23 protein-coding genes are annotated in these 24,397 nt (G+C 63.2%); 4 read left to right on the top strand and 19 right to left on the bottom strand.

Annotation, left to right across the window (positions count from 1 at the left end; genetic code table 11):
* Positions 1-100 precede the first annotated feature (100 nt).
* The 5 genes from G8767_RS10855 to G8767_RS10835 form a co-directional block, all read right to left on the bottom strand.
* Entirely contained in the window at positions 101-1,000 is a 900-nt protein-coding gene (locus tag G8767_RS10855) for a HAMP domain-containing protein (RefSeq protein WP_234036699.1), read from the bottom strand.
* A gap of 166 nt (positions 1,001-1,166) precedes the next feature.
* Positions 1,167-1,940, bottom strand: a complete 774-nt coding sequence (locus G8767_RS10850; RefSeq protein WP_166810250.1) for a cobalt-precorrin-6A reductase — start codon at positions 1,938-1,940, stop codon at positions 1,167-1,169.
* Positions 1,937-2,686 (bottom strand): precorrin-4 C(11)-methyltransferase, encoded by a 750-nt coding sequence (gene cobM / locus G8767_RS10845; RefSeq protein WP_095970100.1) that lies wholly within the window; start codon positions 2,684-2,686, stop codon positions 1,937-1,939. The genes G8767_RS10850 and cobM overlap by 4 nt, the downstream gene beginning before the upstream one ends.
* A complete protein-coding gene (gene cbiE, locus G8767_RS10840; protein WP_166810159.1) occupies positions 2,683-3,966 on the bottom strand; it encodes a precorrin-6y C5,15-methyltransferase (decarboxylating) subunit CbiE in 1,284 nt (427 codons plus the stop codon). Before cbiE ends, cobM begins: the two co-directional genes overlap by 4 nt.
* The gene (locus G8767_RS10835) at positions 3,963-4,724 is read right to left on the bottom strand and encodes an SDR family NAD(P)-dependent oxidoreductase (RefSeq protein ID WP_166810158.1); all 762 of its coding nucleotides are present in this window, start codon (positions 4,722-4,724) and stop codon (positions 3,963-3,965) included. The genes cbiE and G8767_RS10835 overlap by 4 nt, the downstream gene beginning before the upstream one ends.
* Positions 4,725-4,754: 30 nt before the next feature.
* On the opposite strand from G8767_RS10835, the gene G8767_RS10830 reads away from it, so the two are divergent.
* Positions 4,755-5,180, top strand: a complete 426-nt coding sequence (locus G8767_RS10830) for a PPOX class F420-dependent oxidoreductase (RefSeq protein WP_166810157.1) — start codon at positions 4,755-4,757, stop codon at positions 5,178-5,180.
* Here G8767_RS10830 and G8767_RS10825 read toward each other — a convergent pair whose 3' ends face one another.
* Positions 5,181-6,317: a Xaa-Pro peptidase family protein gene (locus G8767_RS10825; RefSeq protein WP_166810156.1), complete on the bottom strand. Its 1,137-nt coding sequence runs from the start codon at positions 6,315-6,317 to the stop codon at positions 5,181-5,183.
* Between the two features lie 37 nt (positions 6,318-6,354).
* Between G8767_RS10825 and G8767_RS10820 the strand changes: the two genes are divergently transcribed.
* Positions 6,355-7,320: a 5'-3' exonuclease gene (locus tag G8767_RS10820; protein ID WP_166810155.1), complete on the top strand. Its 966-nt coding sequence runs from the start codon at positions 6,355-6,357 to the stop codon at positions 7,318-7,320.
* Positions 7,321-7,324: 4 nt separating this feature from the next.
* On the opposite strand, the gene G8767_RS10815 is transcribed toward G8767_RS10820, so the two are convergent.
* The 7 genes from G8767_RS10815 to pafA form a co-directional block, all read right to left on the bottom strand.
* Positions 7,325-8,146 (bottom strand): DUF4333 domain-containing protein, encoded by an 822-nt coding sequence (locus G8767_RS10815; protein ID WP_166810154.1) that lies wholly within the window; start codon positions 8,144-8,146, stop codon positions 7,325-7,327.
* A 52-nt stretch (positions 8,147-8,198) separates the two neighbouring features.
* Entirely contained in the window at positions 8,199-10,910 is a 2,712-nt protein-coding gene (locus G8767_RS10810; protein ID WP_166810153.1) for an RNA helicase, read from the bottom strand.
* A gap of 48 nt (positions 10,911-10,958) precedes the next feature.
* Positions 10,959-11,987, bottom strand: a complete 1,029-nt coding sequence (gene tatC, locus G8767_RS10805; RefSeq protein WP_124568552.1) for a twin-arginine translocase subunit TatC — start codon at positions 11,985-11,987, stop codon at positions 10,959-10,961.
* A gap of 73 nt (positions 11,988-12,060) precedes the next feature.
* A complete protein-coding gene (gene tatA / locus G8767_RS10800) occupies positions 12,061-12,336 on the bottom strand; it encodes a Sec-independent protein translocase subunit TatA (RefSeq protein ID WP_003944836.1) in 276 nt (91 codons plus the stop codon).
* Positions 12,337-12,470: 134 nt separating this feature from the next.
* Positions 12,471-13,448 carry a YafY family protein gene (locus G8767_RS10795; RefSeq protein WP_166810152.1) on the bottom strand — a complete coding sequence of 326 codons (978 nt, stop codon included), beginning with the start codon at positions 13,446-13,448 and terminating at the stop codon, positions 12,471-12,473.
* The gene (locus tag G8767_RS10790; RefSeq protein ID WP_166810151.1) at positions 13,448-14,458 is read right to left on the bottom strand and encodes a YafY family protein; all 1,011 of its coding nucleotides are present in this window, start codon (positions 14,456-14,458) and stop codon (positions 13,448-13,450) included. Before G8767_RS10790 ends, G8767_RS10795 begins: the two co-directional genes overlap by 1 nt.
* Before the next feature lie 110 nt (positions 14,459-14,568).
* Positions 14,569-15,927, bottom strand: coding sequence for a Pup--protein ligase (gene pafA, locus G8767_RS10785; protein ID WP_185564761.1), 1,359 nt, complete (start codon positions 15,925-15,927; stop codon positions 14,569-14,571).
* Between the two features lie 144 nt (positions 15,928-16,071).
* Here pafA and G8767_RS10780 point away from each other — a divergent pair, with 144 nt between their 5' ends.
* Positions 16,072-17,490: a phosphatase PAP2 family protein gene (locus G8767_RS10780; protein WP_172436546.1), complete on the top strand. Its 1,419-nt coding sequence runs from the start codon at positions 16,072-16,074 to the stop codon at positions 17,488-17,490.
* A 20-nt stretch (positions 17,491-17,510) separates the two neighbouring features.
* Here the strand turns inward: G8767_RS10780 and prcA are convergent, their stop codons facing one another.
* The 4 genes from prcA to dop form a co-directional block, all read right to left on the bottom strand.
* Complete coding sequence (gene prcA / locus G8767_RS10775) at positions 17,511-18,278, bottom strand: proteasome subunit alpha (protein WP_095970089.1); 768 nt, start codon at positions 18,276-18,278, stop codon at positions 17,511-17,513.
* Entirely contained in the window at positions 18,275-19,153 is an 879-nt protein-coding gene (gene prcB, locus G8767_RS10770) for a proteasome subunit beta (RefSeq protein ID WP_095970088.1), read from the bottom strand. Before prcB ends, prcA begins: the two co-directional genes overlap by 4 nt.
* On the bottom strand, positions 19,150-19,344 hold the full coding sequence (locus G8767_RS10765; RefSeq protein WP_003944925.1) for a ubiquitin-like protein Pup: 195 nt from the start codon (positions 19,342-19,344) through the stop codon (positions 19,150-19,152). Before G8767_RS10765 ends, prcB begins: the two co-directional genes overlap by 4 nt.
* Before the next feature lie 148 nt (positions 19,345-19,492).
* A complete protein-coding gene (dop, locus tag G8767_RS10760) occupies positions 19,493-20,992 on the bottom strand; it encodes a depupylase/deamidase Dop (RefSeq protein WP_095970087.1) in 1,500 nt (499 codons plus the stop codon).
* Positions 20,993-21,050: 58 nt separating this feature from the next.
* Here dop and G8767_RS10755 point away from each other — a divergent pair, with 58 nt between their 5' ends.
* Entirely contained in the window at positions 21,051-21,608 is a 558-nt protein-coding gene (locus G8767_RS10755) for an NUDIX domain-containing protein (protein WP_166810150.1), read from the top strand.
* Positions 21,609-21,677: 69 nt separating this feature from the next.
* Here the strand turns inward: G8767_RS10755 and G8767_RS10750 are convergent, their stop codons facing one another.
* Both G8767_RS10750 and arc read right to left on the bottom strand, forming a co-directional pair.
* Positions 21,678-22,355, bottom strand: coding sequence for a TIGR00266 family protein (locus G8767_RS10750; RefSeq protein ID WP_003944961.1), 678 nt, complete (start codon positions 22,353-22,355; stop codon positions 21,678-21,680).
* Between the two features lie 118 nt (positions 22,356-22,473).
* Entirely contained in the window at positions 22,474-24,249 is a 1,776-nt protein-coding gene (gene arc, locus G8767_RS10745; RefSeq protein WP_003944870.1) for a proteasome ATPase, read from the bottom strand.
* Between the last annotated feature and the right edge of the window lie 148 nt (positions 24,250-24,397).

Here is a 24,397-nt window from a genome sequence, read left to right as displayed (position 1 = left end):
TCCAGCTATACCCAAAAACTTCACAATTGCCCCACATTACCAGCGCTCCTTCCATTGCTTCAATTACGAACGCAACAAAGTCGCTGGTCAGACGTCCGATTTAGAGGGAATCTCCTCTCCCCAACGTGCTTTCGTCAACCCGCGCACGATCTACCAACTCTCCGACGAGGAGCGTCAATTCCATCATCTGGTCCGTGATTTCCTCACGCAACTGCGCGGCATCTGCCTCGGAAATCGCCCCGGACTTGGTATCGAAGGACATCAACAACTCGATATTGGTGCGCAGTGCAGTGAGCGGAGCCAGAAGGTCCTGGCCCGCTTCGGTGATGAGACTTCGCTGGCGCGCTCGCGATTCCGACAACGTCCCGAGCATCCGATTGAAACTGACTGTCAACGACGCCAACTCGTCGTCACCGGTCACAGGGATCGGCGCGAGATCATCCGTTTCGGCAACTCGCCGCGTCGCCGCAGTGAGTCGCGAAATCGGCCGTAATCCTGTGCGTGCCACAGCATCTCCGGCCGCGTAGGCAAGGGCGATACCGGCCGCCCCGAGAGCCGCCAACACCACTGCGAGTCGCTTGAGGACCGAACGCGTCGGCCCCAGGGACTGGGCGACAACCAAAGTTTGGCCCGCAACCGAGGGTTCGACAAGAATTCGATACGCATCGACGGTTGCGATCGTCTGCGACGAATTGCCGTCTGCGATCGACCTGATGGCGTCTGCACTGGTGCTGAACGGCGGCAGACCGGGGGTCGCCGTCACCAAGGCGCCGTCGGCAGTGAGAAGCCCCACCGCCTGGATGACCGCGGTATCCGCGCCGGCCGTCAATCCCAGAACCGGTGTGACACCGCCGAAATTGACGGTGTCGGTGATCGCGTCACTCGTGCGCTCGAGTTGCCGATCGACGTTGCCTTGCAAATAGGCGTTGAACACGATGTACACCGCCGACGCCGACACGATCACTGCGATAGCCACCAGGCCTGCGGTCAGCAACTTCACGCGTGCATGGAGCGTCCGAACGTGAATTCCCGTTGGTTTTCGACGGCTCATTCCGGGAACCGACACTCTCATGCGCGGTCCCGCAGTGCGGCGTCGAAAGATCCCAACATCCCTCCAGTATGGTCACGGAACCTTAGACGAACCTGAAGCGAACGCCCTGTCGGCCTCACGGCGCCGTTCCACGACCGAAAGCCGTGAGCCAGTCCACGGCCCCGGCTTCGGTGTCGAATGCCTCGACCGCCTCGGGGGCCGGTGGTCGCTCGACGACGATCGCCGGGATCGACAGCTGCCTGGCCGCAGCGATCTTTGCGTACGTCTGTTCGCCGCCACTGTTCTTGGTGATCACGACGTCGATGCCGTGAGCCCGCATCAGATCGACTTCTGCTTCGACGTCGAATGGGCCACGTGCGAGTAGCAATTGCGAGTGAGGCGGCAACGTCCCGGACGGCGGATCGATCGAGCGCACGAGAAACGAGACGTCCTTCACACGGTCGAACGTCGCAACTCCTTGCCTCCCGATCGTCAAGAATGCGTGGGAGCCGACCCTCGGCACCAAGTCTGCGGCGTGATCGAGATCGCGTACCGGAAGCCAGGTGTCGCCGGGTTGCTCACGCCACGGCGGGCGTCGGTACATGGCATACGGCACGGAATTCGCGACGCACGCCTCGAATGCATTCTTGGTGATGCGAGCGGCGAACGGATGCGTGGCGTCGAGCACTGCACGAATGTCGTTGTCCGACAACCACTCCGAGAGCCCTTCCGCTCCCCCGAACCCGCCGATGCGCACTTCCCCCTCGGGCCACCGAGGATCGCGAACCCGGCCGGCCAGTGAGGTGGCAACTTCGAGGTCTGCTGAACCTGCCAACCGAGACGCGATCACTCGGCCTTCGCCCGTGCCTCCGAGTAGGAGTACGCGACGACGGACACCTGACGAGGTCAGTGTGTGCTTCTCTCACGCGCTGCCGAGTAGAGGTAGCTGTCCGGAAATCCTTCCGCAGTCAACACTCGGCCGACGATCACAACGGCCGTCTTCGTGATGCCGGCTGCATGGACAAGTTCGACGATCGTGTTCAAAGTGCCTCGAACAACGATCTCCTCGGGTCGGGAGGCAAAGGCGACCACCGCCACGGGGCAGTCTTCGCCGTAATTTTCGGCCAACTCTGATGCGATCTGTTCGATGCGATGAGCGCCGAGGTGAACCACCATCGTGGCGCCGCTGCGGCCCAGGGACCGCAGATCCTCACCCTCCGGCATTGCCGTCGACAAGGTGGAGACACGGGTGAGAACAATGGTCTGGGAGACACCTGGAACGGTCAGCTCGCGCCCCAGCGCGGCTGCTGCCGCGGTAAATGCAGGAACTCCGGGAACCATGTCGAAATCGACGCCCGCGGCGTCCAGACGGCGGGCCTGCTCGGCCACAGCGCTGAAGATCGACGGATCACCGGAATGCAGGCGCGCGACGTCCAGCCCGGCCGAGTGCGCTTCGACAAGGATCGCGGTGATCTCGTCCAGGCTCAGGCGAGCGGTATCCACGACCTGTGCGCCGACCGGGCACCACTCGAGCAATTCCGCCGGAACAAGGCTGCCGGCGTACAGGCACACGGGGCTCGCGGCGATGATGCGCTGCGCGCGGACAGTGATCAGATCGGCCGCACCGGGACCCGCACCGATGAAATGAACGGTCATTGTGAGGATTCCTCCGGCGTATCGGTGCCCGCGTCTGCAGACGGCTGACTTTTTGTGACGGACCATTGGACCACCGGAAGTTGCGGGCGCCAAACATTGAACGTGCCCAGTGGCTCGGCGCGCTGAACCTGGAAGCGTCGCAGCGTCCCACCATGGCGGCCCATCCAGCCGAGCAGCAACGATTCGGATTCGGCGGTCACGGCGTTGGCGACAAGACGTCCACCCACGCTCAGCTGCTCCCAGCACGCATCGAGCATTCCCGGTTGCGTGACGCCGCCGCCGACGAACACCGCGTCAGGACGACGAGCCTCGTTCGCGAACGCCTCGGGTGCGGTTCCTTTCACCGCCAACGCAGGCACGCCGAGATTGCGCGCGTTGGTGCCGATCTGTGAAACACGGCTCGCAACCTTTTCGAATGCTGTTGCGGTGCAACGCGGGTGGGTTCTCATCCACTCGATGGCCACAGTTCCCGACCCGCCGCCGACGTCCCAGAGGTGTTCTCCCGGCGCCGGCGCGAGTGCGCACAACGTCAGCGCACGAATCTCCTGTTTGGTCATCTGACCGTCTCCGACAAACGCTGCATCGGGTAGTCCCGGGATTCGAGTCAGCCTCAACGGATCATCGGCCGCGATGCACTCGACGGCCAGAACGTTCAACGCGTCCACGTCCTCGTCCGCGTGATCCCACTCGTCCGCAACCGTGACGGTCCGCGATTCCTCGGCCCCACCCAGCTGGGCCAGCACAGTCAGGATCGATCGACCGAATCCCGCGCCGGACAAGAGACGAGCCACCTCCCCCGGTGTCGCGCGGCCGTTGCTCAAAACCAGCAGGCGCGCACCGTCGGCCACTGCCGCCAACACGGTCGCCGAGTCTCGGTTCACCAGGCTCACGACTTCGATGTCGGCCGACGCCCATCCCATTCGCGCGCTCGCCAATGCCACCGACGACGGGTGGGAGATCACTCGCACGTTGTCCACGCCGAGCAGCCGAACCAACGTGACGCCGAGGCCGTGGAACATCGGGTCACCGCTCGCGAGTACACATACTCGCCGATCGGCGCTCTCGGCGAACATCGACGGCAATGCCGGGATCATCGGAGACGGCCAGGTCAGCCGGGTGGGCGCACGTCGCGCCCCGAGGTGTGTCGCCGGGACCAAGTCCAACTGTCGCGACGACCCCATCAGGACCTCCGCGCCGAGGATTGCGCCCTTTGCACTTTCGGACAGCCCGTCCCAGCCGTCGGCACCGATGCCGACGATCACCACCGGGTGTGCGGTCATCGCGGCATCCGGCGCCAGATCGTCTGAGGCAGAAGCCGCATGACGAAGAACACCGGCTGCAGGATTCGCGGTACCCACACACGCGTCGCCCCGGAGTTCAGTCCCCGTACGACGGCGTCGGCGACCTGCGACGGGGTGCTCGACATCGGGGCGGGCGACATCCCTTCCGTCATCGTGCCGACGACGAATCCCGGCCGTACCAGCATCAATTGGACGCCCGAACCATGCAGTGCGTCGCCCAGACCGCTGGCAAATCCGTCCAAGCCGGCCTTTGCGCTTCCGTAGACGTAGTTGGCGCGGCGAACCCGAACGCCGGCGACTGACGAGAACACCACGATCTTGCCGGTTCCCTGTCGGCGCATGATCTCCGTGAGGTGCGTGAGGATACTGATCTGAGCCACGTAGTCGGTGTGCACCACCGCGACCGCATGCGCCGCGTCGGTTTCGGCACGCGCCTGATCGCCGAGAATTCCGAAGGCCAGCACTGCAACCGAAATCCGACCGTGCTTGGCGACCACGGCGTCGAGGAGGTCTCCGTGCGTGTCCACGGCGTCGGCATCGAACTCGACGGTGGAGACGCCGACCGCTCCGGCGTTCCTGAGCATCTGCTCCTGCTCCGACAGCTCGCCGCTGCGCCTGGCAGCCAGAACGATGTTGCGGCCCGGCGCGAGCCTGACCGCGATCTCGAGGCCGATCTCACTTCGTCCGCCGAGGAGCAGTACCGTCTCGACGTCATTCACGTTCGCACCCGCAGTCACCGCTCCAGTGTCCTGGATTACCGTCGTGGCATGACGCTCACCCCCTCCACCACACCATCGTCACAGCAGACTCTCACCGAAGACGGGCTGAAGTTCGTCGGTGAGTACCACCTCGCGACACTCACGACGTTGCGTCCGAACGGCACCCCACACGTCGTGGCCGTCGGATTCACCTGGGACCAGGAAGCCGGAAAGGCGCGCGTGATCACCAGCGGTGGTTCGCAGAAGGCGATCAACGCAGCGCGCGGTGGATACGCCGCAGTCAGTTCGGTCGACGGCGGCCGCTGGCTCACGCTCGAGGGGCCGGCACGCGTGCTCGCCGACGCGGACTCCGTGGCCGACGCCGTCCGGCGCTATGCCGAGCGGTACCGCCAGCCACGGGTCAACCCCGCGCGCGTGGTCATCGAAATCGACGTCACACGCATACTTGGGTCCGCGGCGTTCAAGGAAAGCTGATCAGTCGAGGACAGTCAGGCCGTGCGGTCGGTTGTTGAACGACTCGCAACCGTCCGCGGTCACGACGACGATGTCCTCGATACGGGCGCCCCAATTTCCGCGGAAGTAGATTCCCGGTTCGATACTGAAGGCCATACCTTCGACGAGTTCGATGGTGTTGCCCTCGACGATGTACGGCTCCTCGTGCACGGACAGCCCGATACCGTGGCCGGTGCGGTGAACGAACACCTCCGCAAGCCCCTGTGCGGCAAGAACTTCACGGGCGGCAACGTCCACCGATTCTGCGGATACACCTGGCCGCACCGAATCGACAGCAGCCTGTTGCGCCGCCTCGAGTACCGCGAACTGTGCTGCAACCTCCGCCGACGGCTGTCCCATGCTGTACGTGCGGGTGGAGTCCGAGTTGTATCCGGGCTCGACCGGTCCGCCGATGTCGATCACCACGACATCGCCGCTCTCGATCACCCGGTCCGAGACCTCGTGGTGCGGGTCGGCTCCGTGTGGGCCCGATCCGACGATCACAAACGCAGCCTCGGTGTGCCCTTCTTCGAGAATCGCCGCCGAAATCGCTTCGCCCACTTCGGCTTCCGTACGACCGACGATCAAGAACTCGGCCATGCGGGCGTGAACACGGTCGATCGCCGCACCGGCCCGTCGCAGCGCCTCGATCTCGGCGTCGTCCTTGACCATCCGCAATTCGCGCAAGACGCCGGTGGCGAGGATCGGCAACGCACCCAACGTGTCTGCAAGGGGGATCAAATGCAGCGCGGGCATCGCGTCCGTCACTGCAACCTTGGCGCCGGCCGGGAGTTGAGCCGCCACAATGGCATACGGATCAACACCGTCGACCCAGTCGAGGACGGTCAACCCGAGGTCGCCCACTGCCGATTCCTTCAACGACGCCAACTCCAACCGAGGAAGTACGACGGAGGCCTTCGCGGTCTCCGCAGCGATGACCAACGCGGTCAAGCGCTCGAACGAATCAGCCCGAGAACCCGTCAGGTACCGCAGATCCGGACCGGGAGTCACCACCAGACCGTCGAGTCCTGCTGATCGAGCCAACTCGGCGGCGCGAGCGATACGTGCGCCGTACACGGCGCTGGAGAATCGGGAATCCTGTTCGGCTGGAGACGTCATGGCTTACAGGTTAGTGCCGACTGGCAGGATGGTGACCATGAGTGGGCCATTGCTTCTCCTCGACGGTGCCAGCCTGTGGTTTCGTGCGTTCTACGCGCTGCCCGAGTCATTCGTCGACCCCGACGGAAGACCTGTCAACGCGGTGCGCGGTTTCACCGACATGGTGGCGTCCCTGATCACCAAACACCAGCCGAGTCGTCTCGCCGTATGCCTCGACTTGGATTGGCGACCGCAGTTCCGCGTCGACGCCGTCCCGACGTACAAAGCGCATCGCGTCGAAGAAGGATCTGACGGTTCCTCCGAAGAAGTTCCGGACACGTTGACACCTCAAGTCGACATGATCATGGACGTACTCGCAGCAGCGGGAATCGCGACGGCGGGTGCTGTCGGACTCGAAGCCGACGACGTGCTGGGCACGCTTGCCGCCACCGAGCGCGAAGATCTCACCGTCGTCGTCAGTGGTGACCGCGACCTACTGCAGGTCGTCACCGACGAGTACGTGCCCGTTCGTGTCCTCTACGTGGGCCGTGGCCTGTCCAAGGCAGAACTGTTCGGACCGGTCGAGGTTGCCGAGAAGTACGGAGTGCCCGGAGACCGTGCGGGTGAGGCCTACGCCGAACTCGCGGTACTGCGAGGAGACGCCTCCGACGGTCTACCCGGCATCAAAGGTGTCGGTGAGAAGACTGCGTCGACGCTGATGCTCCGCTACGGCTCGTTGGCCGGACTTCGGGCGGCCGCGGCTGATCCGGAATCCGACATGGCCAAGGGAATTCGCGCAAAACTCACTTCACCGGAAGCAATGGCTTACCTCGACGCTGCGTTACCCGTCGTTCGGGTGGTTCGCGACGCGGACGTGCAGTTCTCGAAGGACGACCGACTCCCGGCGACCCCCGTCGATCCCGCACGATTCGAGGAAGTGGCGGCCTCGCTGAACATCGAACGCTCGGCCGGCCGGCTTGCCGCCGCGCTGAAGGCTGCGGCGGCAAGCCGTTCCGATCAGTAGAGCGTCAGCTCGGGCGGCTTACCTCGTATGTGCCGTTGTCGTCGACAAACGTCACGGTCACGTTCGACTTCACGCCCGCGATCGAGAGCGTGCAGGTGAACTTGTTGCCTGACTTGACTTCCTGATCCGCGGGGCACTGAACGTTGCTCACGTTCTTTGCCCCGTAGGACTCGGTGACGATCTTCTCGACGCCGGCCTGAGCCGCGCTTTGATCGAGCGTGTTCTTGCCGAAGACACCGAACACCAGAGCTACCACGACAGCCGCCAGAACGACGAGAACACCGATCGCACCGAAGATCAGGGGCTTCTTCGACTTACCCGACTGGTTTCCGGGCGCACCGGGACTCGGGAACGGCTGAGCCTGGTTCCACTGGTTCTGCTGCCCCGGAGTTTGGCCGGGAGTCGCGGCGCCCCACGCCTGCTGCGGTGCGGCGGCAGGAGGCTGACCCCACGCCTGGGTTGCGTCAGGTGCCTGCTGTTGCCCGGGCTGTCCCCACGGCTGACCGGGAGGCTGCTGCTGGGGCTGTCCCCACGGCTGTGGCTGGCCGGGTTGTCCTTGTCCAGGCTGCTGCGGCTGACCGTACGCAGGCTGACCACCCGGTTGCCCGGGCTGCCCGTATGCAGGCTGTCCCCACGGCTGTTGCTGGCCGGGTTGTTGACCGGGCTGCGGTGTCTGACCAGGCTGACCCCACGGCTGTTGCTGACCAGGCTGCTGTTGACCGCCCGGCTGCTGAGGATTCTGCCCCCACTGCTGCTCGTTCGGCTGCTGCTGATCACCAGGACCCCATTGCCGATTCGGATCGTTCGGTCCGTAAGGCCCGCTCATGTTCGCCTCCCACTCGAAATACCAGTCTGCGAATCAAACCACATAGTTGAGGTCATGCTGCGTCGACAGCAACTACCCCGCGACGAATTGCAGCTACCGCCCGCGCCGCAGTCTTCGCTACGTCGGCATCCGTCGAAGTCAGGCGGACCTGATCGAGGAGGTCGATCACCTGACGACACCAGCGAACAAAATCACCCGCAGACAGTGCACGGCCCTGCACTCCGGCCGCGATCAGCGCGTCGACAAGCGAGTTCTCACTTGCCCAGTGATAAACGGCAGTGACGAATCCGAGATCCGGTTCCCGCGTCGGCGGTAGCTTGTGGCGAATCTCGTCCGACCGCAGTTCGCTCCAGAGTCGTTGAGTGTCGTTGAGCGCGTGACGAAGTGCCGCCGTCGGCACCCGGTCAACGGTGTCGCCGTCCCGACGCGATTCGTAGACCACCGAGGACACGACGGCCGCAAGTTCGGCCGGGCTGAGACCCGTCCACGCGCCGGTTCGCAGGCACTCGGCGACCAGAAGGTCGCTTTCCGAGTAGATGCGGCTGAGTCGTCGTCCGGATTCGGTGACTTCGGGGGCTGCTTCGGCAGTCATGTACTCACGCTCTTTGAGCAGCGCGATGATTCGGTCGAACGTCCGCGCCAGCGAGTTGGTGGTGGCCGCAGCCTTTTCCCGCATCGCCTGTGTTTCGCGGGCCAGGCGGTTGTAGCGCTCACCGATCCGGCTCAGATGTTCGCGATCGGGCCAGCTGTGGCACGGATGCGACCGAATAGCGCGACGCAAAGTAGCGACCTCGGCGTCCTCGGACGCGCCCGCCTTGTGGCGCTTCTTCCGCCTGGGCGCACTGATCCCGGTACTTCGCAACGCCGAAGCCAGATCGCGCCGGATCCGGGCGGTGTGGTGATCGACGTGCTTGGGCAGGCGCATCTTTCCCAGGACCTCGGCGGCTTCGGGGAAATCTCCGGACGAAAGACGGCCGGCCCACTGATCGGCAGTCAGAACGAGCGGTCGTGGGTCCTTCGGATCGTTGTCCGGGACGAGGACCACAGCCACTCCGGAATGACGACCGATGGGAATTGCGATGACGTCGCCGCGGGCGAGTGCGCGGAGGGACTCCACCGCATCTCCGCGGCGGTCCTCGCGGCCCTTACGTTCGAGCGCACGCTCGCGCGCACTGAGCCGCTCACGCAACGACGCGTATTCGAAGTACTCGCCGTCTGCACCGCCGAGTTTCTCCTGCAAACCCTTCAGTGCTTCTTCGTTCCGCTCGATGCCACGCACCAGGCCGACCACCGAGCGATCCGCTTGGAACTGTGCGAAGGAACGCTCGAGCAGCTTGCGTGAATCGGCCGCACCCATGCGCTCGACCAGATTGATCGACATGTTGTACGAGGGGCGGAACGAACTGCGGAGCGGGAACGTCCGAGTCGACGCCAATCCGGCGACGTCCGTCGGCTCGACACCGGGCTGCCACAGGACCACAGCGTGCCCTTCGACGTCGATACCGCGTCGGCCGGCTCGACCAGTCAGCTGCGTGTATTCCCCCGGCGTCAGTTCGGCATGCGATTCGCCGTTGTACTTGACCAGCCGTTCGAGCACCACCGTTCGGGCCGGCATGTTGATCCCGAGGGCCAACGTCTCGGTCGCGAAAACCGCCCGCACGAGACCTTTGACGAACAGTTCCTCGACTGTCTGGCGGAATGCCGGCAGCATGCCGGCATGGTGAGAGGCCAGTCCGCGACGCAACGCCTTGCACCAGTCCCGATATCCGAGAACTTCGAGATCTTCCTCGGGGAGTTCGCCGGTGTGCTTTTCGATGATGGTGTCTATCTCGCGAACCTGCTCCGGGGAAGTCAGGTCCAGCCGGGATCGTAGGCACTGTGCAAGAGCCGCATCACAACCGGCACGGCTGAAGATGAAGGTGATGGCCGGTAGCAGTCCGGACTGATCGAGCTGAGCGATGACGTCAGGTCGCGGCAGGGGCCGGAAATCATTGGAACTCTGGTAGCTGCCACGGCGTCCGCGGCCACGCGGCTGCCAGCTCTCGACGCGTTCGAGAGCCTGACGCTGTTTGACGTGGCGAACCAGATCCTGGTCGACGAGCACGGTCTTCGGCCCAGCGGCAGGGTGACTGCGGCTGTCGAAGAGATCGAAAATTCGTCGACCGACCATGATGTGCTGCCACAGCGGAATCGGCCGCGTTTCGTCCACGACCACAGTGGTATCTCCCCGAACGGTCTCCATCCAGGCGCCGAACTCCTCGGCATTGCTCACGGTGGCCGACAAGCTCACCAGGCGAACATCCTCGGACAGGTGCAGGATCACTTCCTCCCACACCGCCCCGCGGAATCGGTCGGCCAGGTAGTGCACCTCGTCCATGACGACGTGCGAAAGCCCGCGCAGCGCCTCGGAGTTGGCGTAAAGCATGTTCCGCAGGACTTCGGTGGTCATGACGACCACCGGTGCGTCGGAGTTGATACTCGAATCACCCGTCAGCAGGCCGACTTCGCTGGCGCCGTAGCGCTCGACGAGTTCGGCGTACTTCTGATTGCTCAACGCCTTGATCGGCGTCGTGTAGAAACACTTGCGTCCCGCTGCCAGAGCCAGGTGGACAGCGAACTCGCCGACCACGGTCTTGCCTGCGCCGGTCGGTGCGCAGACAAGGACTCCGTGGCCCGCTTCGAGCGCAACGCATGCCTTCACCTGGAAAGGATCGAGTTCGAACTTCAGGCTGGACGCGAACGTGCTCAGTTCACTCTTGTTCATAACCACCTCGTCAGGGTTTCACACGCCGCCGACGTGGTGGCACGGCGCTCAGAGAGTGTCGGTGAAATCCTGGCCGGGCGCGTTGTCGCCGGCAGTGTCGGATTTCTCCGCGACCGAAGCCTTGGACTTGGACTTACGTCCGAACAATCCACTGGATTCGGCCTTGGGTTTGGTCGGATTGTCGAAAGCCTCGTTCAGATCGGACGGAGCCGAGATGGAGGAAGCTTCCTCGTCGGACAGTGCGCCCCAGTCTTCGCCGGCTCGCTTGGCCTTGCGCTTGTCGTTGAGACGAGCGATCTGGACCGCGACCTCGAAGAGAAGCGTGAGAGCCAGAGCGAGCGCCAGCATCGAGAACGGATCCGAACCCGGCGTGGCAACTGCAGCGAATACGAAGAGCCCGAAGATCAATCCTCGACGCCAGGCCTTCAGACGCTCGTACGTCAGAATGCCCGCAAAGTTCAGCACGACCACGAGCAGTGGAATTTCGAAGCTGACACCGAAGATGAGCAGCAGATTGATGATGAAGCCGAAGTACTCCGAACCACTGAGCGCGGTGATCTGGACGTTGTCGCCGATGGTCAGGAGGAAGTGCAAAGCCTTCGCCACGACGAGGTACGCCAGGATTGCGCCGAGAATGAAGAGAGCGGCACCGGCGGTGACGAATCCGACCGCGTATCGACGTTCCTTTGCGTAGAGGCCCGGGGTGATGAATGCCCACAGTTGGTAAAGCCACACCGGGCAGGCAAGAACGATGCCGGCGGTGAGCGCCACTTTGAATCGCAGCATGAACTGCTCGAACGGCCCGGTCGCCAGCAATCGGCACGCGTCGTCGGTGCTGAGGTTGGCGCGACTCTCGGACGGAAGCTCACAGTACGGTCCACGAAGCAGATCGCCCAGACTTTCGAGACCGAGTATCGAGTGTGAGTACCAGAAGAAGCCGAACGCCGTGGTGATGATCACGCCGAGGAATGCGAACAACAAACGAGTCCGCAATTCGTACAGGTGGTCGACCAACGACATGGTGCCGTCTGGGTTGACCTTCCGCTTGCGGTTACGCGGGTCTAACGGAATACGCACTGTGCATCCTGGTCTTGGTCAGCAGACAACCGGGGTGAACGAATATTTCACCCCGGCTAGAACGCAGTGTGTACTAGAGCGGCTTGACTTCGGTCGGCTGCGCAACAGGTGCTGCTGCACCGTTTGCGACCACCGCGGTGTTGGCCGTCGGCAACTGTGCCGGAGCAGGCTGTGCGACCGGCGCGCTTGCGGGCGCCGCATCGTCGTTCTGCATTTCCTTGACTTCGCTCTTGAAGATGCGGAGGGAACGACCCAGACCGCGTGCTGCATCGGGAAGCTTCTTCGACCCGAACAGAATTACGACGACAACAGCGACAATCAGCCAATGCATCGGCTGCATTGCACCCATAACGACCTCCCATGATCAGATTCCTCGATGCTACCGGACACAACCGGCGCTCGGAGGTGCCAAAGCACTTACTTCAGCTACCTTTTACCTGTTTGTTTCCTGCGAACTCACTGAACGTGACGTTTCCCGAAGTTTTACGAACCGATTACGTCATAGGCGTCGAGCGCCGCAACGGCCCGATCATGTACTTCGGAGACCAGTTCCGGTGGATGAAGGACCCGAACTCCCTCACCGAATCCCAACACCAGCCTCGCCATCCATTCCAGTGTTCCGAAACTCATCGTCGCCTCGACCGACCCGTCGTCGTTCACGTGCTCGACGTCCATCGGGTAGTAGTCGAGCATCCACACCCACTCTTTGGTGATGGACAACCGTGCTTCCGGAAGGGAACCGTCGCCGCTGAACAACTCGAGATTCGAATCCTCCTCGAGGGCCTGCGGCGGCGGGTCGGCCGGCTCGTCGAGTTGGACGGCAGCGTCGATCCGATCGAATCGGAACAAGCGCACGCCCTCGGCTTGACGGCACCACGCCTGGAGGTAGCTGTAGTTGTCGACCAACACGATGCGAACGGGGTCGACGATGCGCTCGGAGACCGCGTCACGCGAGGCCGAGTAATACGTCAATCTGAGGGCGGTCTTGTCCGCGAGCGCGGCTCTGACCGTCGCGGCGATCGGGTCTTCGGCGATGTCCGGCGTCGGCGACGTATCTCGATCTTGACCGATGGCTCGTGCCGCGGCCGATCCGGCGGCGTCCTCGATCTTCGCGATAGCGCGCTGAGCCGAAGACGGATCGACCATCCCCGGCATTTCCACCAACGACCGAAGGGCGATCAGCAATGCCGTCGCTTCCGTGGAGGTGAGGCGCAACGGGCGATCGATCCCGGCCGAGAACGTGACCTCGATACTTTCCTCGGAGAAGGACAGGTCGATGAGATCACCGGGGCCGTAACCGGGCAGTCCGCAGACCCATAGTTGATTGAGGTCGGTCATCAGTTGGGTGGTGCTGACGCCGAGTTCCTCGGCGGCCTCGGCGGGACTAATACCAGGATTCGCGATGAAGTACGGCACGAGGTTGAGAAGCCGCGCCAACCGCGACGACAGTCGATTGCTCATCAGTTGTCCCTCTGTCCATTGCTGGTGATCGGGCTCGCTGCGGCGGCGCGGAGCTTCGCGACGACCTCCGCACGCAAATCCGGTGGGTCCAACACCAGCGCATCCAACCCGTGGCCGGCGATCAACCGAGCGGTCCATTCCCAGGATCGGACGGGAATGGCCAGCACGCTGCCGTCACGATCGGTCAACCGCCGATCGGAAGACGACGTCGCAAGCCGGCGAAGCTCATGCGCGCGGCCGTCTGCGACCCACACGGTGGCGGTCCCGGTCACGACGCCCGAACCGGTCACGCGATCGACGACCTCGCGAAGATCGACACCTTCGGGTTTGTGAACCGAACCGGCCGGGCCGAACTCCCTGACGTCGTCACCGATTCGGGAGAGCCGGAAGGTCCTCACCGCATCCCGGTCGACGTCGTGCCCGACCAGATACCACTTGCCGTTGTGCGTGACGACGCCCCACGGTTCGACGGTGCGCTCGGTGAACGGTTCGTTCAATGCCCCGCGGTGCTGAAAATGAACTGCTCGGCCGGCGTCGACCGCTGCAAGCAGCTTGCCGAGCGCGGGCTCCGAACCCCGGGTTCGTGCCGGAATCGCGGTGACCGGCGCGGCACTGACTTCTGAGTCGACCTGGACGCCGGCCGCTCGGAGTTTGAGTAGTGCACTCTGGGCTGCCGAAATCAGTTCCGGCGATTCCCACAACTGCACCGCGACGGCGACCGCAGCAGATTCCTCGCTGGTGAGGTCCACGTCCGGAAGCTCGTAGGCATTGCGATTGATCCGGTACCCCTCGACCGTCGAGAACCGTCCTGCCAGACCGGTTTCCAACGGGACACCCAGGTCACGAAGTTCGTTCTTGTCGCGCTCGAACATGCGACTGAACGCTTCGTAGTTCGCGGATTCGTTGTACCCGGCCACACTGTCACGGATTTTCTCCGCCGTGAGGAACTGTCTGGTGGACAGCAATGCGATCACCAGGTTCATCAACCGCTCGATTTTTGATGTCGCCACGCCGAAATCCTAGTGGCTATCCGATAACCGAACGCGCGCCGGACACTTTCGTGCCCGGCGCGTCGCCGCAAAACAGACCTGCCGTGTTGTAAATCGCGAAATTGGGTGACCTACATCGAAGCGATCAAACGCTCGACACGCTCGTCGACGGAACGGAACGGGTCCTTGCAGAGCACCGTTCTCTGTGCCTGATCGTTGAGCTTGAGGTGAACCCAGTCGACCGTGAAGTCCCGGCCTGCTGCCTGGGCTGCGGTGATGAAGTCGCCTCGCAATTTCGCGCGCGTGGTCTGCGGCGGATTCTCGACGGCGTCGTCGATCGTCTCGTCCTCGGTGACCCGCTTGACCAAGCCCTTGCGCTGCAGCACGTCGAAGACGCCCCGGCCGCGTTTGATGTCGTGGTAAGCCAAGTCGAGCTGCGCGATCTTGGGATCGGACAGGTCGAAACCGTGACGGTCCTGGTATCGCTGGAACAGCTTGCGCTTGATGACCCAGTCGATCTCCGTATCGACCTTCGCGAAATCCTGAGCTTCAACGGCGTCGAGGGTGCGACCCCACAGGTCGACAACCTGCTCCACCTGCGCGTCCGGTTCGCGGTTTCGCAGATGTTCGACTGCCTTGGCGTGATACTCGCGTTGAATGTCGAGGGCACTGGCCTGACGACCACCAGCGAGGCGGACAGGCTTCTTGCCGGTCACGTCGTGACTGACCTCGCGGATGGCACGAATCGGATTGTCCAGGGCGAAATCGCGGAACGAAACCCCGGCTTCGATCATCTCGAGCACCAGTGCTGCAGAACCGACCTTGAGCATCGTCGTCGTTTCGGCCATGTTCGAATCGCCGACGATCACGTGCAGTCGGCGGTACTTCTCGGCGTCCGCGTGCGGTTCGTCGCGGGTGTTGATGATCGGACGCGAACGAGTGGTGGCCGACGAGACGCCCTCCCAGATGTGTTCCGCGCGCTGCGAGAGGCAGAACGTCGCGGCCTTCGGTGTCTGCAGTACCTTGCCGGCACCGCAGATCAACTGGCGCGTGACGAGGAACGGCAGCAAGACGTCCGAAATGCGGGAGAACTCACCGGCACGCGCGACGAGAAAGTTCTCATGGCAGCCGTACGAGTTTCCGGCCGAGTCGGTGTTGTTCTTGAAGAGGTAGATGTCGCCACCGATCCCCTCCTCGGCAAGTCTCGCCTCGGCGTCGATCAGCAGTTCTTCGAGCACACGCTCACCGGCGCGGTCGTGATTGACCAACTGGATGAGACTGTCGCACTCGGCCGTCGCGTACTCCGGGTGCGAACCCACGTCCAGGTACAAGCGGGCCCCGTTGCGGAGGAAGACGTTGGAGCTGCGGCCCCACGACACGACACGACGGAAGAGGTAACGAGCAACCTCGTCGGGGCTCAGTCGCCTGTGCCCGTGAAAGGTGCAGGTAACGCCGAATTCCGTCTCGATACCCATGATTCGTCTCTGCACACTTCGACACTACAACCAGAATGGGAGGTTCACCCGTGTACTTCGATCGCGTCGTAAGTCACGACTCGACAACGTCGGGCAGCGGCATAGTGTGACGGTGTGAGCCTTATTCGCCGAAAAGTTGTCCGAAGCGACGTCAAAGTCATGGAAAGTACTGGAGCACTGCGCCCTTCCGTGCTCGACCCGACCATGCGGTTTCTCTCCAGAGCCGCCGATCACGGCGTTTTGTGGATGGTTGTCGCCGCCTTGCTCGCGATGATCGGCGGGCGGCCCCGTAGGGCAGCAGCACGCGGGCTGCTCGCACTGGCCGGTTCGAGCGCGCTGGCCAACGGCATTCTCAAGCCCCTCTTTCCCCGCCGACGCCCACCGGCACGCGTCTGGCTGAGCCCCAAGCGAGGAGTCGACATCCCGACCTCGTCCTCGTTCCCCTCCGGCCATTCCTCATCAGCAGCGGCATTCACTGCCGCAGTGGCCATGGAATCCCCGGTTGCGGGAGCTGCGCTGGCACCACTCGCTGCAGCAGTGGCGTATTCACGCGTTCACAACGGAGTCCACTGGCCGTCCGACGTCTTCGCGGGCCTCGCGGTCGGCGGCGCAATCGCTGCCGGCACCCGCCGTTGGTGGGCGGTGCGCGACGAAGAACCCGCCGAACTCGGACCCGAGTGCGTCGTCCCCGCGCTCCCGCGCGGAGAAGGCTTGTTGGTCTTCACCAATCCTGGTTCAGGCTCCGAGGACGACGGGATCGTGGAATCGATTCGAGAACTTCTTCCGGAGGCGATCGTCTACGAGTTCGACGCGGACATCGACTTCGACATGCAGATCGATGCCAAGATCCCCGAACTCTCACCGAAGGCGTTGGGAGTATGCGGGGGCGACGGAACAGTGGTGACGGTCGCGACCGCGGCGACAAAGCACGAGCTACCACTTGCGGTTTTTCCCGGCGGAACGCTTAACCACTTCGCCCGCGACGTCGGGGCGGTGAATGTCGAGGAGACCGCACAGGCAGTCGAGTCGGGGCAGGCAGCATTTGTCGACCATGCGGTGGTGCGCACGGATTCCGGAGTGACTGCACGGTTTCTCAACACCGCAAGCCTCGGCGGATACCCCGACGCTGTGCGTCTGAGGGAAAAGTGGGAACCGCGATTCGGTAAGTGGCCGGCCGCGGGAGCCGCGATGATGCGTGTTCTCGCAGCGGCAGAGCCGATGACGGTCACCATCGACGGGAAGCGGACCACCATCTGGATGCTGTTCGTCGGAAACGGGAGGTACTCCCCCGCTGATCAGGTGCCGATGTCGCGTCCGGAGATGAACCGTGGACTACTCGACGTCCGCTATCTGCGCGCGGACAAGAAATTCTCGCGCTCACGTCTGCTGTTTGCGGCTGCCACAGGCACATTGGGCAGCTCGCGGGTCTACGTTCGCGAACTCGTCTCGTCGATGTCGGTTCGAGTGGCCGATTCACCGGTAGCCATCGCCACCGACGGTGAAGTGGTGGCAGACGCGCGCCGGTTCGATTTCGACACCGAACCGGGCGCGGTGGCCGTCTACAGAATCACGCAGTGATTCCCAGACCTGCACAGTGACTACGAGGGTGCGTCGCCGTTTGCCGGCGGCGCATCCTCGGTTGCTGCCGGCGCTGGAAGCATCTCTTCCAACGCCGTCCCCGCGATCCGTTTGAACGCACGGCGTGGACGGTTGCTGTCGAGGACAGCAACCTCGAGTGCACTCACGTCGAGAGTTCGCGGTTCCGCCTCGGCGGTTCCGGCCGGCGCCGGGCCGCCCTTTTGGAGCGCCCCGACCGCGAGCCGCACCGCGGATTCGAGGTCGAGGTCTCGCTGATAGGACTCGCGCATCGCCGTCACGATCGGTTCGGTCGTGCCGCCCATGACCACGAATTCCTGCTCGTCCGCGATGGAACCGTCGTACGTGATCCGGTAGAGCTGGGCCGGCGTACTACTCCCGAAACGGCCGATCTCGGCAACGCAGATCTCGACCTCGTACGGCTTGGGCTGCTCGGTGAAGATCGTTCCCAATGTCTGTGCGTACGCGTTGGCGAGCGAACGCCCCGTGACATCCCGACGGTCGTACGAGTACCCGCGCATGTCCGCGTGGACGATGCCCGCACGACGCAGATTCTCGAACTCGTTGTACTTGCCCACCGCCGCAAATCCGAGACGGTCGTACAGTTCGCTGACCTTGTGCAGAGCACGCGACGGATTCTCCGCGACAAAGAGCACTCCGTCGCGATAGGTGAGAACGACGACGCTGCGTCCGCGGGCAATTCCCTTGCGCGCCAATTCCGAACGATCGCGCATGATCTGTTCGGCTGATGCGTAATACGGCATCGTCATAGCGCAGACTCCCCTTCCGGACTCGCGGTCGCCGTGCGAGCCGCGACGATCTCCCTGGCGATCTCGGCAGCCTTGGTGGGCGACAACTCCACGGCGCCGGCCGAGGTGATGGTGACCGCTGTCGGATAGATCCCGCGTGTCAGGTCAGGACCACCGGTAGCCGAATCGTCGTCTGCCGCGTCGTACAGCGCCTCGACAGCGAACCGAAGCGCAGTGTCCTCGTCGATTCCCGGTGAATACAGCTTCTTGAGCGCCGATTTCGCGAACAGGGAACCTGATCCGACTGCGTGATAGCCAGCGCGCTCCTCGTATCGTCCACCGACGACGTCGTAGGAGACGATGCGACCGGCGGTCGACGGATCGACCGCGTCGAGGTCGTAACCCACGAGCAGTGGCACGACCGCCAAACCCTGCATCGCTGCTCCGAGATTTCCTCGAACCATCGACGAGAGTCGATTGGCCTTGCCGTCGAACGTGAGGGGGACGCCTTCGATCTTCTCGTAATGTTCGAGCTCGACCGCGAAGAGTCGGACCAGTTCGATTGCGATCCCGGCCGTTCCGGCGATACCCGCAGCCGAGTAGTCGTCGGTGACGTATACCTTCTGCACGTCACGGCTGGCGATGAGGTTGCCCATCGTCGCCCGGCGATCACCAGCGAGCAGAACTCCACCCGCGTAGCTGATCGCGACGATGGTGGTGCCGTGCGGAGCTACGTCTCCCCCGCCCATGACAACACCTCCTGTGTCGGCGAAGCGGTTCTGCGGAAGATGTTCCGGTGCGTGCACCCGAAGGTATTCCGAGAATGACGACAGATTCGAGCCGAAGCTCAACCGTGTGTCCCCGTCTGTGATCCGGGGCGCGCGATCCACCGTCACTGGCCGCCCTTCTGGACGTAGGCACGGACGAAGTCCTCGGCGTTCTCTTCCAACACGTCGTCGATCTCGTCGAGCAGGTCGTCGGTTTCTGCAGCGAGCTTCTCGCGACGTTCCTGGCCGGCACTGCCGTCGCCACCAGTGGTTTCGTCGTCTTCGCCGCCACCGGCACGCTGCGTCTGTTCTTGAGCCATCGCCGTCGACCTCCTTGTGTGAAGGGAGCTCTCGCGAGCATCCTGTTCGGCCCAGCAGAGTCGGTAACTGATCCCGCTCGGACCTTCACCCTACCGAGCGGCACCGTCAGGTGTGGAGAGACGCGACGGCGAGCCGCATCGGCTGATTTCAGTGAGTGAGCTGATCGACCAATTCCGCGGCGCTGTCCACGGAGTCGAGCAATGCTCCGACGTGCGCTTTGGTACCTCGAAGCGGCTCGAGGGTAGGGATGCGGATCAACGATTCGCCGCCGAGATCGAAGATGACCGAATCCCAGCTCGCGGCCGCGATATCGGCACCGAATCGGCGTAAGCACTCGCCGCGGAAGTATGCGCGAGTGTCGGTGGGAGGGTTCGTGACCGCGTCGAGAACCTGCTGTTCGGTTACAAGCCGCTCCATGGAGCCGCGAGCAACCAGGCGGTTGTACAGGCCCTTGTCGAGTCGCACGTCTGAGTACTGCAGATCCACCAGATGCAATCGCGGCGCCGACCACGCGAGTCCCTCACGATTGCGGAAGCCTTCGAGCAGACGCAGTTTGGCCGGCCAGTCGAGGATGTTCGCGCACTCCATGGGATCGCGCTCGAGGAGATCGAGGACCATCGCCCACTTGGCGACGATATCGTCCGCTCGCGGGTCACGATCGGCCTCGCGATCGAGGAACTTCGAGACTCGTTCGAGGTAAATACGTTGCAGCGCAAGCCCAGTCAGTTCGCGACCGTCGGCCAGTGCAACGGTCTTGCGCAGCGTGGGGTCGTGGCTGATGTGGTGGACGGCGGTGACCGGACGTGCCAGTTGCAGATCGGTGAGGTCGACACCCGCCTCGATCAGGTCGAGTACCAGCGCGGTTGTTCCCACCTTGAGATACGTCGACATCTCCGCGAGGTTCGCATCACCGATGATGACGTGCAGACGGCGGTACTTGTCCGCATCCGCGTGCGGTTCGTCGCGGGTGTTGATGATTCCGCGCTTGAGCGTGGTCTCGAGGCCTACTTCGACCTCGATGTAGTCGGATCGCTGCGAAAGCTGGAATCCGGCGTCGTCGCCGGACTGACCGAGACCCACACGACCGGAACCGCAGATCACCTGCCGAGACGCGAAGAACGGCGTCAAGCCGGTGACAATCGAGGCGAACGGGGTGTCACGCGAGCAGAGATAGTTCTCGTGCGTGCCGTACGACGCACCCTTGCCGTCGACGTTGTTCTTGTACAACTGCAACCGTGGGGCACCCGGCACGCTGGAGGCGTGCCGTGCAGCCGCTTCCATCACTCGTTCGCCGGCCTTGTCCCAGATCACGGCATCGAGCGGGTCGGCGACCTCGGGGGCCGAGTACTCCGGATGGGCGTGGTCGACGTACAACCGTGCCCCGTTGGTGAGAATCATGTTCGCGGCGCCGATCTCGTCCGCGTCGATCACCGGTGCGGGACCGCTCATTCGCCCCAGATCGAAGCCTCGGGCATCTCGCAGCGGAGATTCCACTTCGTAATCCCAGCGTGTGCGCTTGGCCCGTGGCACGCCCGCTGCGGCGGCGTAGGCAAGCACCGCCTGCGTTGAAGTGAGAATCGGATTCGCCGACGGCTCACTGGGTGAAGATATTCCGTATTCGACCTCGACACCGATGATCCGCTGCATGACACAAGAGCCTATGTGATTGCGGCGCGGCGCCTACAGGCGTGGCACAGTTGGAGGAATGCACCAACCTCTCACCGCAGACCTGAATCCCGCGGACGAGGTAGTCGCCGTGTACGACCGGACGGGTAATCCGATCGGCCGAGCAACGCGTTCCGTCGTCTACTCGGGTGGGCTCTGGCACGCGAGCGCGGGCGTCCTGGTTCGCAACGGGGACGGCTCTCGCATCTACGTTCATCGCCGAACCGACACGAAAGCGGTGTTCGGGGGCTATCACGACTGTCTTGCCGGAGGTGTCGTGGATCCAGGTGAGACGCCGCAGGAAACTGCGATCCGTGAAGTCGGCGAAGAACTCGGAATCTTCGGAACAGCAGATCAGCCACTCCAACTGACCGAAATCGCTCGAAAATCCTGGGACGGTGAGTGGGAGAACTCTCCGTTGCGCTGTCACCTGTTCGCGTTCGAACTCAGATACGACGGGCCGATGGCACATCAACCCAGCGAGATCGCCGAAGGTTGGTGGTGGACGCCGAAGGAACTCGGCGCCCACCTGCAGGATCCGTCGTGGCCGTTCGTTCCGGACTCACGCGCGCTGCTGGCCGACTATTGCTGGAGCTGAACACCACTGGAGCTTGAACACCACTGGAGCTTGAACACCACTGGGGCTTGAATACCACCGGGACTGCGATCAGCCCGGGGTGATCGCCGAGAGCCACGCGGCGAACGCGCTGGGGTTGCGGGTCTGCGCGAGCACGCGACCGGGTCCGGTGAAGTCGAAGACAAATCCTTCGCCGGACTTCATCGACTGAATGGTGCGTCCCTGAACGGCGCGCCGCATGTTGAAGTTCATCCCGAGGTCGTAGGCGACCACGTGACCGGTATCGATCGTGACCGTCTCACCTGGCTGCAAGTCGATGACGTCGATCGCGCCGTAGACGGCCAGCACTACTTCACCGTCACCACTTGCCCGCAGGCCGAAGCCGCCCTCACCGCCGAAGAGGTTGGACATGCCTCCCCACTTGGACTCGACCGTCACACCGTAGGAGTTGGCCAACCAGGTTCCACGGTTGAGGAAGAACGGGCGATCGGACGTGATGGTCAGCGGGATCAGATCACCGGGAAGCACACCGGTCACGTCGACCCAACCACCTTGCGGCGGAGCGGTATACGTCGTGACGAAAAATGATTCGCCGCTCAGCATCGACCGCTTGAGTCCCTGCAGGACGCCGCCCTGCGCCTTCGCTTCGAGAACCACCCCGGCGGAATGCGCGAGCATTGCTCCGCTCTCCACGCGCAGCGGTTCGCCGGGCGCGAGGTAGCAGCGAGCCACAGTGGACGACGGATTGTGTCGAAGATGTATCTGCACGGCGGGACTCTAAACCAGCGCGACCGACCGGTCCAATCGCAGCGGAGGGAACAGCAGCGACGCATCGATCGGGCCGGCAACTCTCGAGGAGTAGCCGGCCCGATCGATGTTCGTATTTCTACAGATACTGGCCCGTGTTCGACTCCGTGTCGATCGCGCGGCTGGCACTGGCGTTCTTGCCCGTGACGAGAGTGCGGATGTAGACGATCCGCTCTCCCTTCTTGCCCGAAATACGTGCCCAGTCATCAGGATTGGTGGTGTTGGGCAGATCCTCGTTCTCGGCGAACTCGTCGACGATGGAATCGAAGAGGTGCTGCACACGCAAGCCCGGAGCACCGGTGTCGAGTACCGACTTGATCGCGTACTTCTTGGCGCGGTCGACGATGTTCTGGATCATCGCACCCGAGTTGAAGTCCTTGAAGAACAGGACTTCCTTGTCACCGTTGGCGTAGGTGACCTCGAGGAAACGATTCTCTTCGCTCTCCGCGTACATGCGATCGACGACGCGAACGATCATCGCCTTCAAGCATGCAGTGCGATCTCCGCCGAACTCGGCGAGGTCGTCCGCGTTGATCGGCAGACCGTCCACCAGGTACTTCGAGAAGATGTCCTGCGCGGATTCCGCGTCGGGACGCTCGATCTTGATCTTCACGTCCAGTCGGCCCGGACGCAGGATGGCAGGGTCGATCATGTCCTCACGGTTGGAAGCACCGATCACGATGACGTTCTCGAGCCCTTCCACGCCGTCGATCTCGCTGAGCAGCTGCGGAACGACCGTTGTCTCCACATCGGAGGAAACTCCCGAACCACGGGTACGGAAGATCGAGTCCATCTCGTCGAAGAAGACGATCACGGGCGTGCCCTCGGACGCCTTCTCACGAGCACGCTGGAAGATCATCCGAATGTGACGCTCGGTTTCGCCGACGAACTTGTTCAGGAGTTCCGGGCCTTTGATGTTCAGGAAGTAGGACTTGGCGTCCTTGCTGTCCTGGCCGCGGGCTTCGGCGATCTTCTTGGCCAACGAATTGGCGACGGCCTTGGCGATGAGCGTCTTACCGCAACCGGGCGGGCCGTAGAGCAGTACGCCCTTCGGCGGTCGAAGCGAATACTCGTGGAACAGATCCTTGTGCAGGAACGGAAGCTCGACGGCGTCACGGATCTGCTCGATCTGACGACCGAGACCACCGATGTCGTCGTAGTGAACGTCCGGAACTTCCTCCAGAACCAGATCCTCGACCTCGGCCTTCGGGATGCGCTCGAAGGCGTATCCGGCCTTGGTGTCGACGAGCAACGAGTCGCCCGGACGCAGTTTCCTGGTCGGAGAATCGGCGTCGTACGCGATGATGTCGGCCTCGGGGTCGGCGAAGACGGCTGCCAACGGCGCTGCGAGCCAGACGATGCGCTCTTCGTCGGCATGACCGACAACCAGTGCGCGCAGGCCGTCGTCGAGTACCTCACGGAGCGTACTGATCTCGCCGACCTGCTCGTAAGTCCCGGCTTCGACGATGGTGAGTGCCTCGTTGAGACGAACCGTCTGCCCGAGCGCGAGGGTGTCCGTGTCGATATTCGGTGAGCACGTCAATCGCATCTTGCGACCTGACGTGAACACGTCGACGGTCTTGTCCTCGTGTACCGAGAGGAGGACTCCGTAACCGCTCGGCGGTTGACCGAGTCTGTCGACTTCTTCACGAAGTGCGATGAGCTGCTGACGGGCCTCCTTGAGGGTGTCCATCAGCTTGCTGTTTCGGATGGACAACGAGTCCACCTTCGACTCCAGCTCACGCACCTGCTCCGGCGATTGTGCAAGTTGTCGGCGCAGAACTTGTGCTTCCACTCGTAGCGCGTGGAGTTCTTCTGCTGCCGCAACCGAATCCGGGTTCTCTGTCGAGCTCATGTGCGTCTCCTCCCAGTGCGATCCATCAACGCTACCGGCATAAGGGCCCAACTGTCGCCAGACACGGTGCGCGAGTGCGAATTCACACCTGCGCGCGGACCGTGCCGACTGGTCTCGAGCCAGAATTTGGTCATGTTAGCCTTGCCTA

Source organism: Rhodococcus sp. IC4_135 (assembly GCF_011602025.1).
GTDB lineage: Bacteria > Actinomycetota > Actinomycetes > Mycobacteriales > Mycobacteriaceae > Rhodococcus_F > Rhodococcus_F baikonurensis.
The sequence above is the reverse complement of the archived record's forward strand: the minus strand, read 5'-3'. Positions and strand labels throughout refer to the sequence as shown.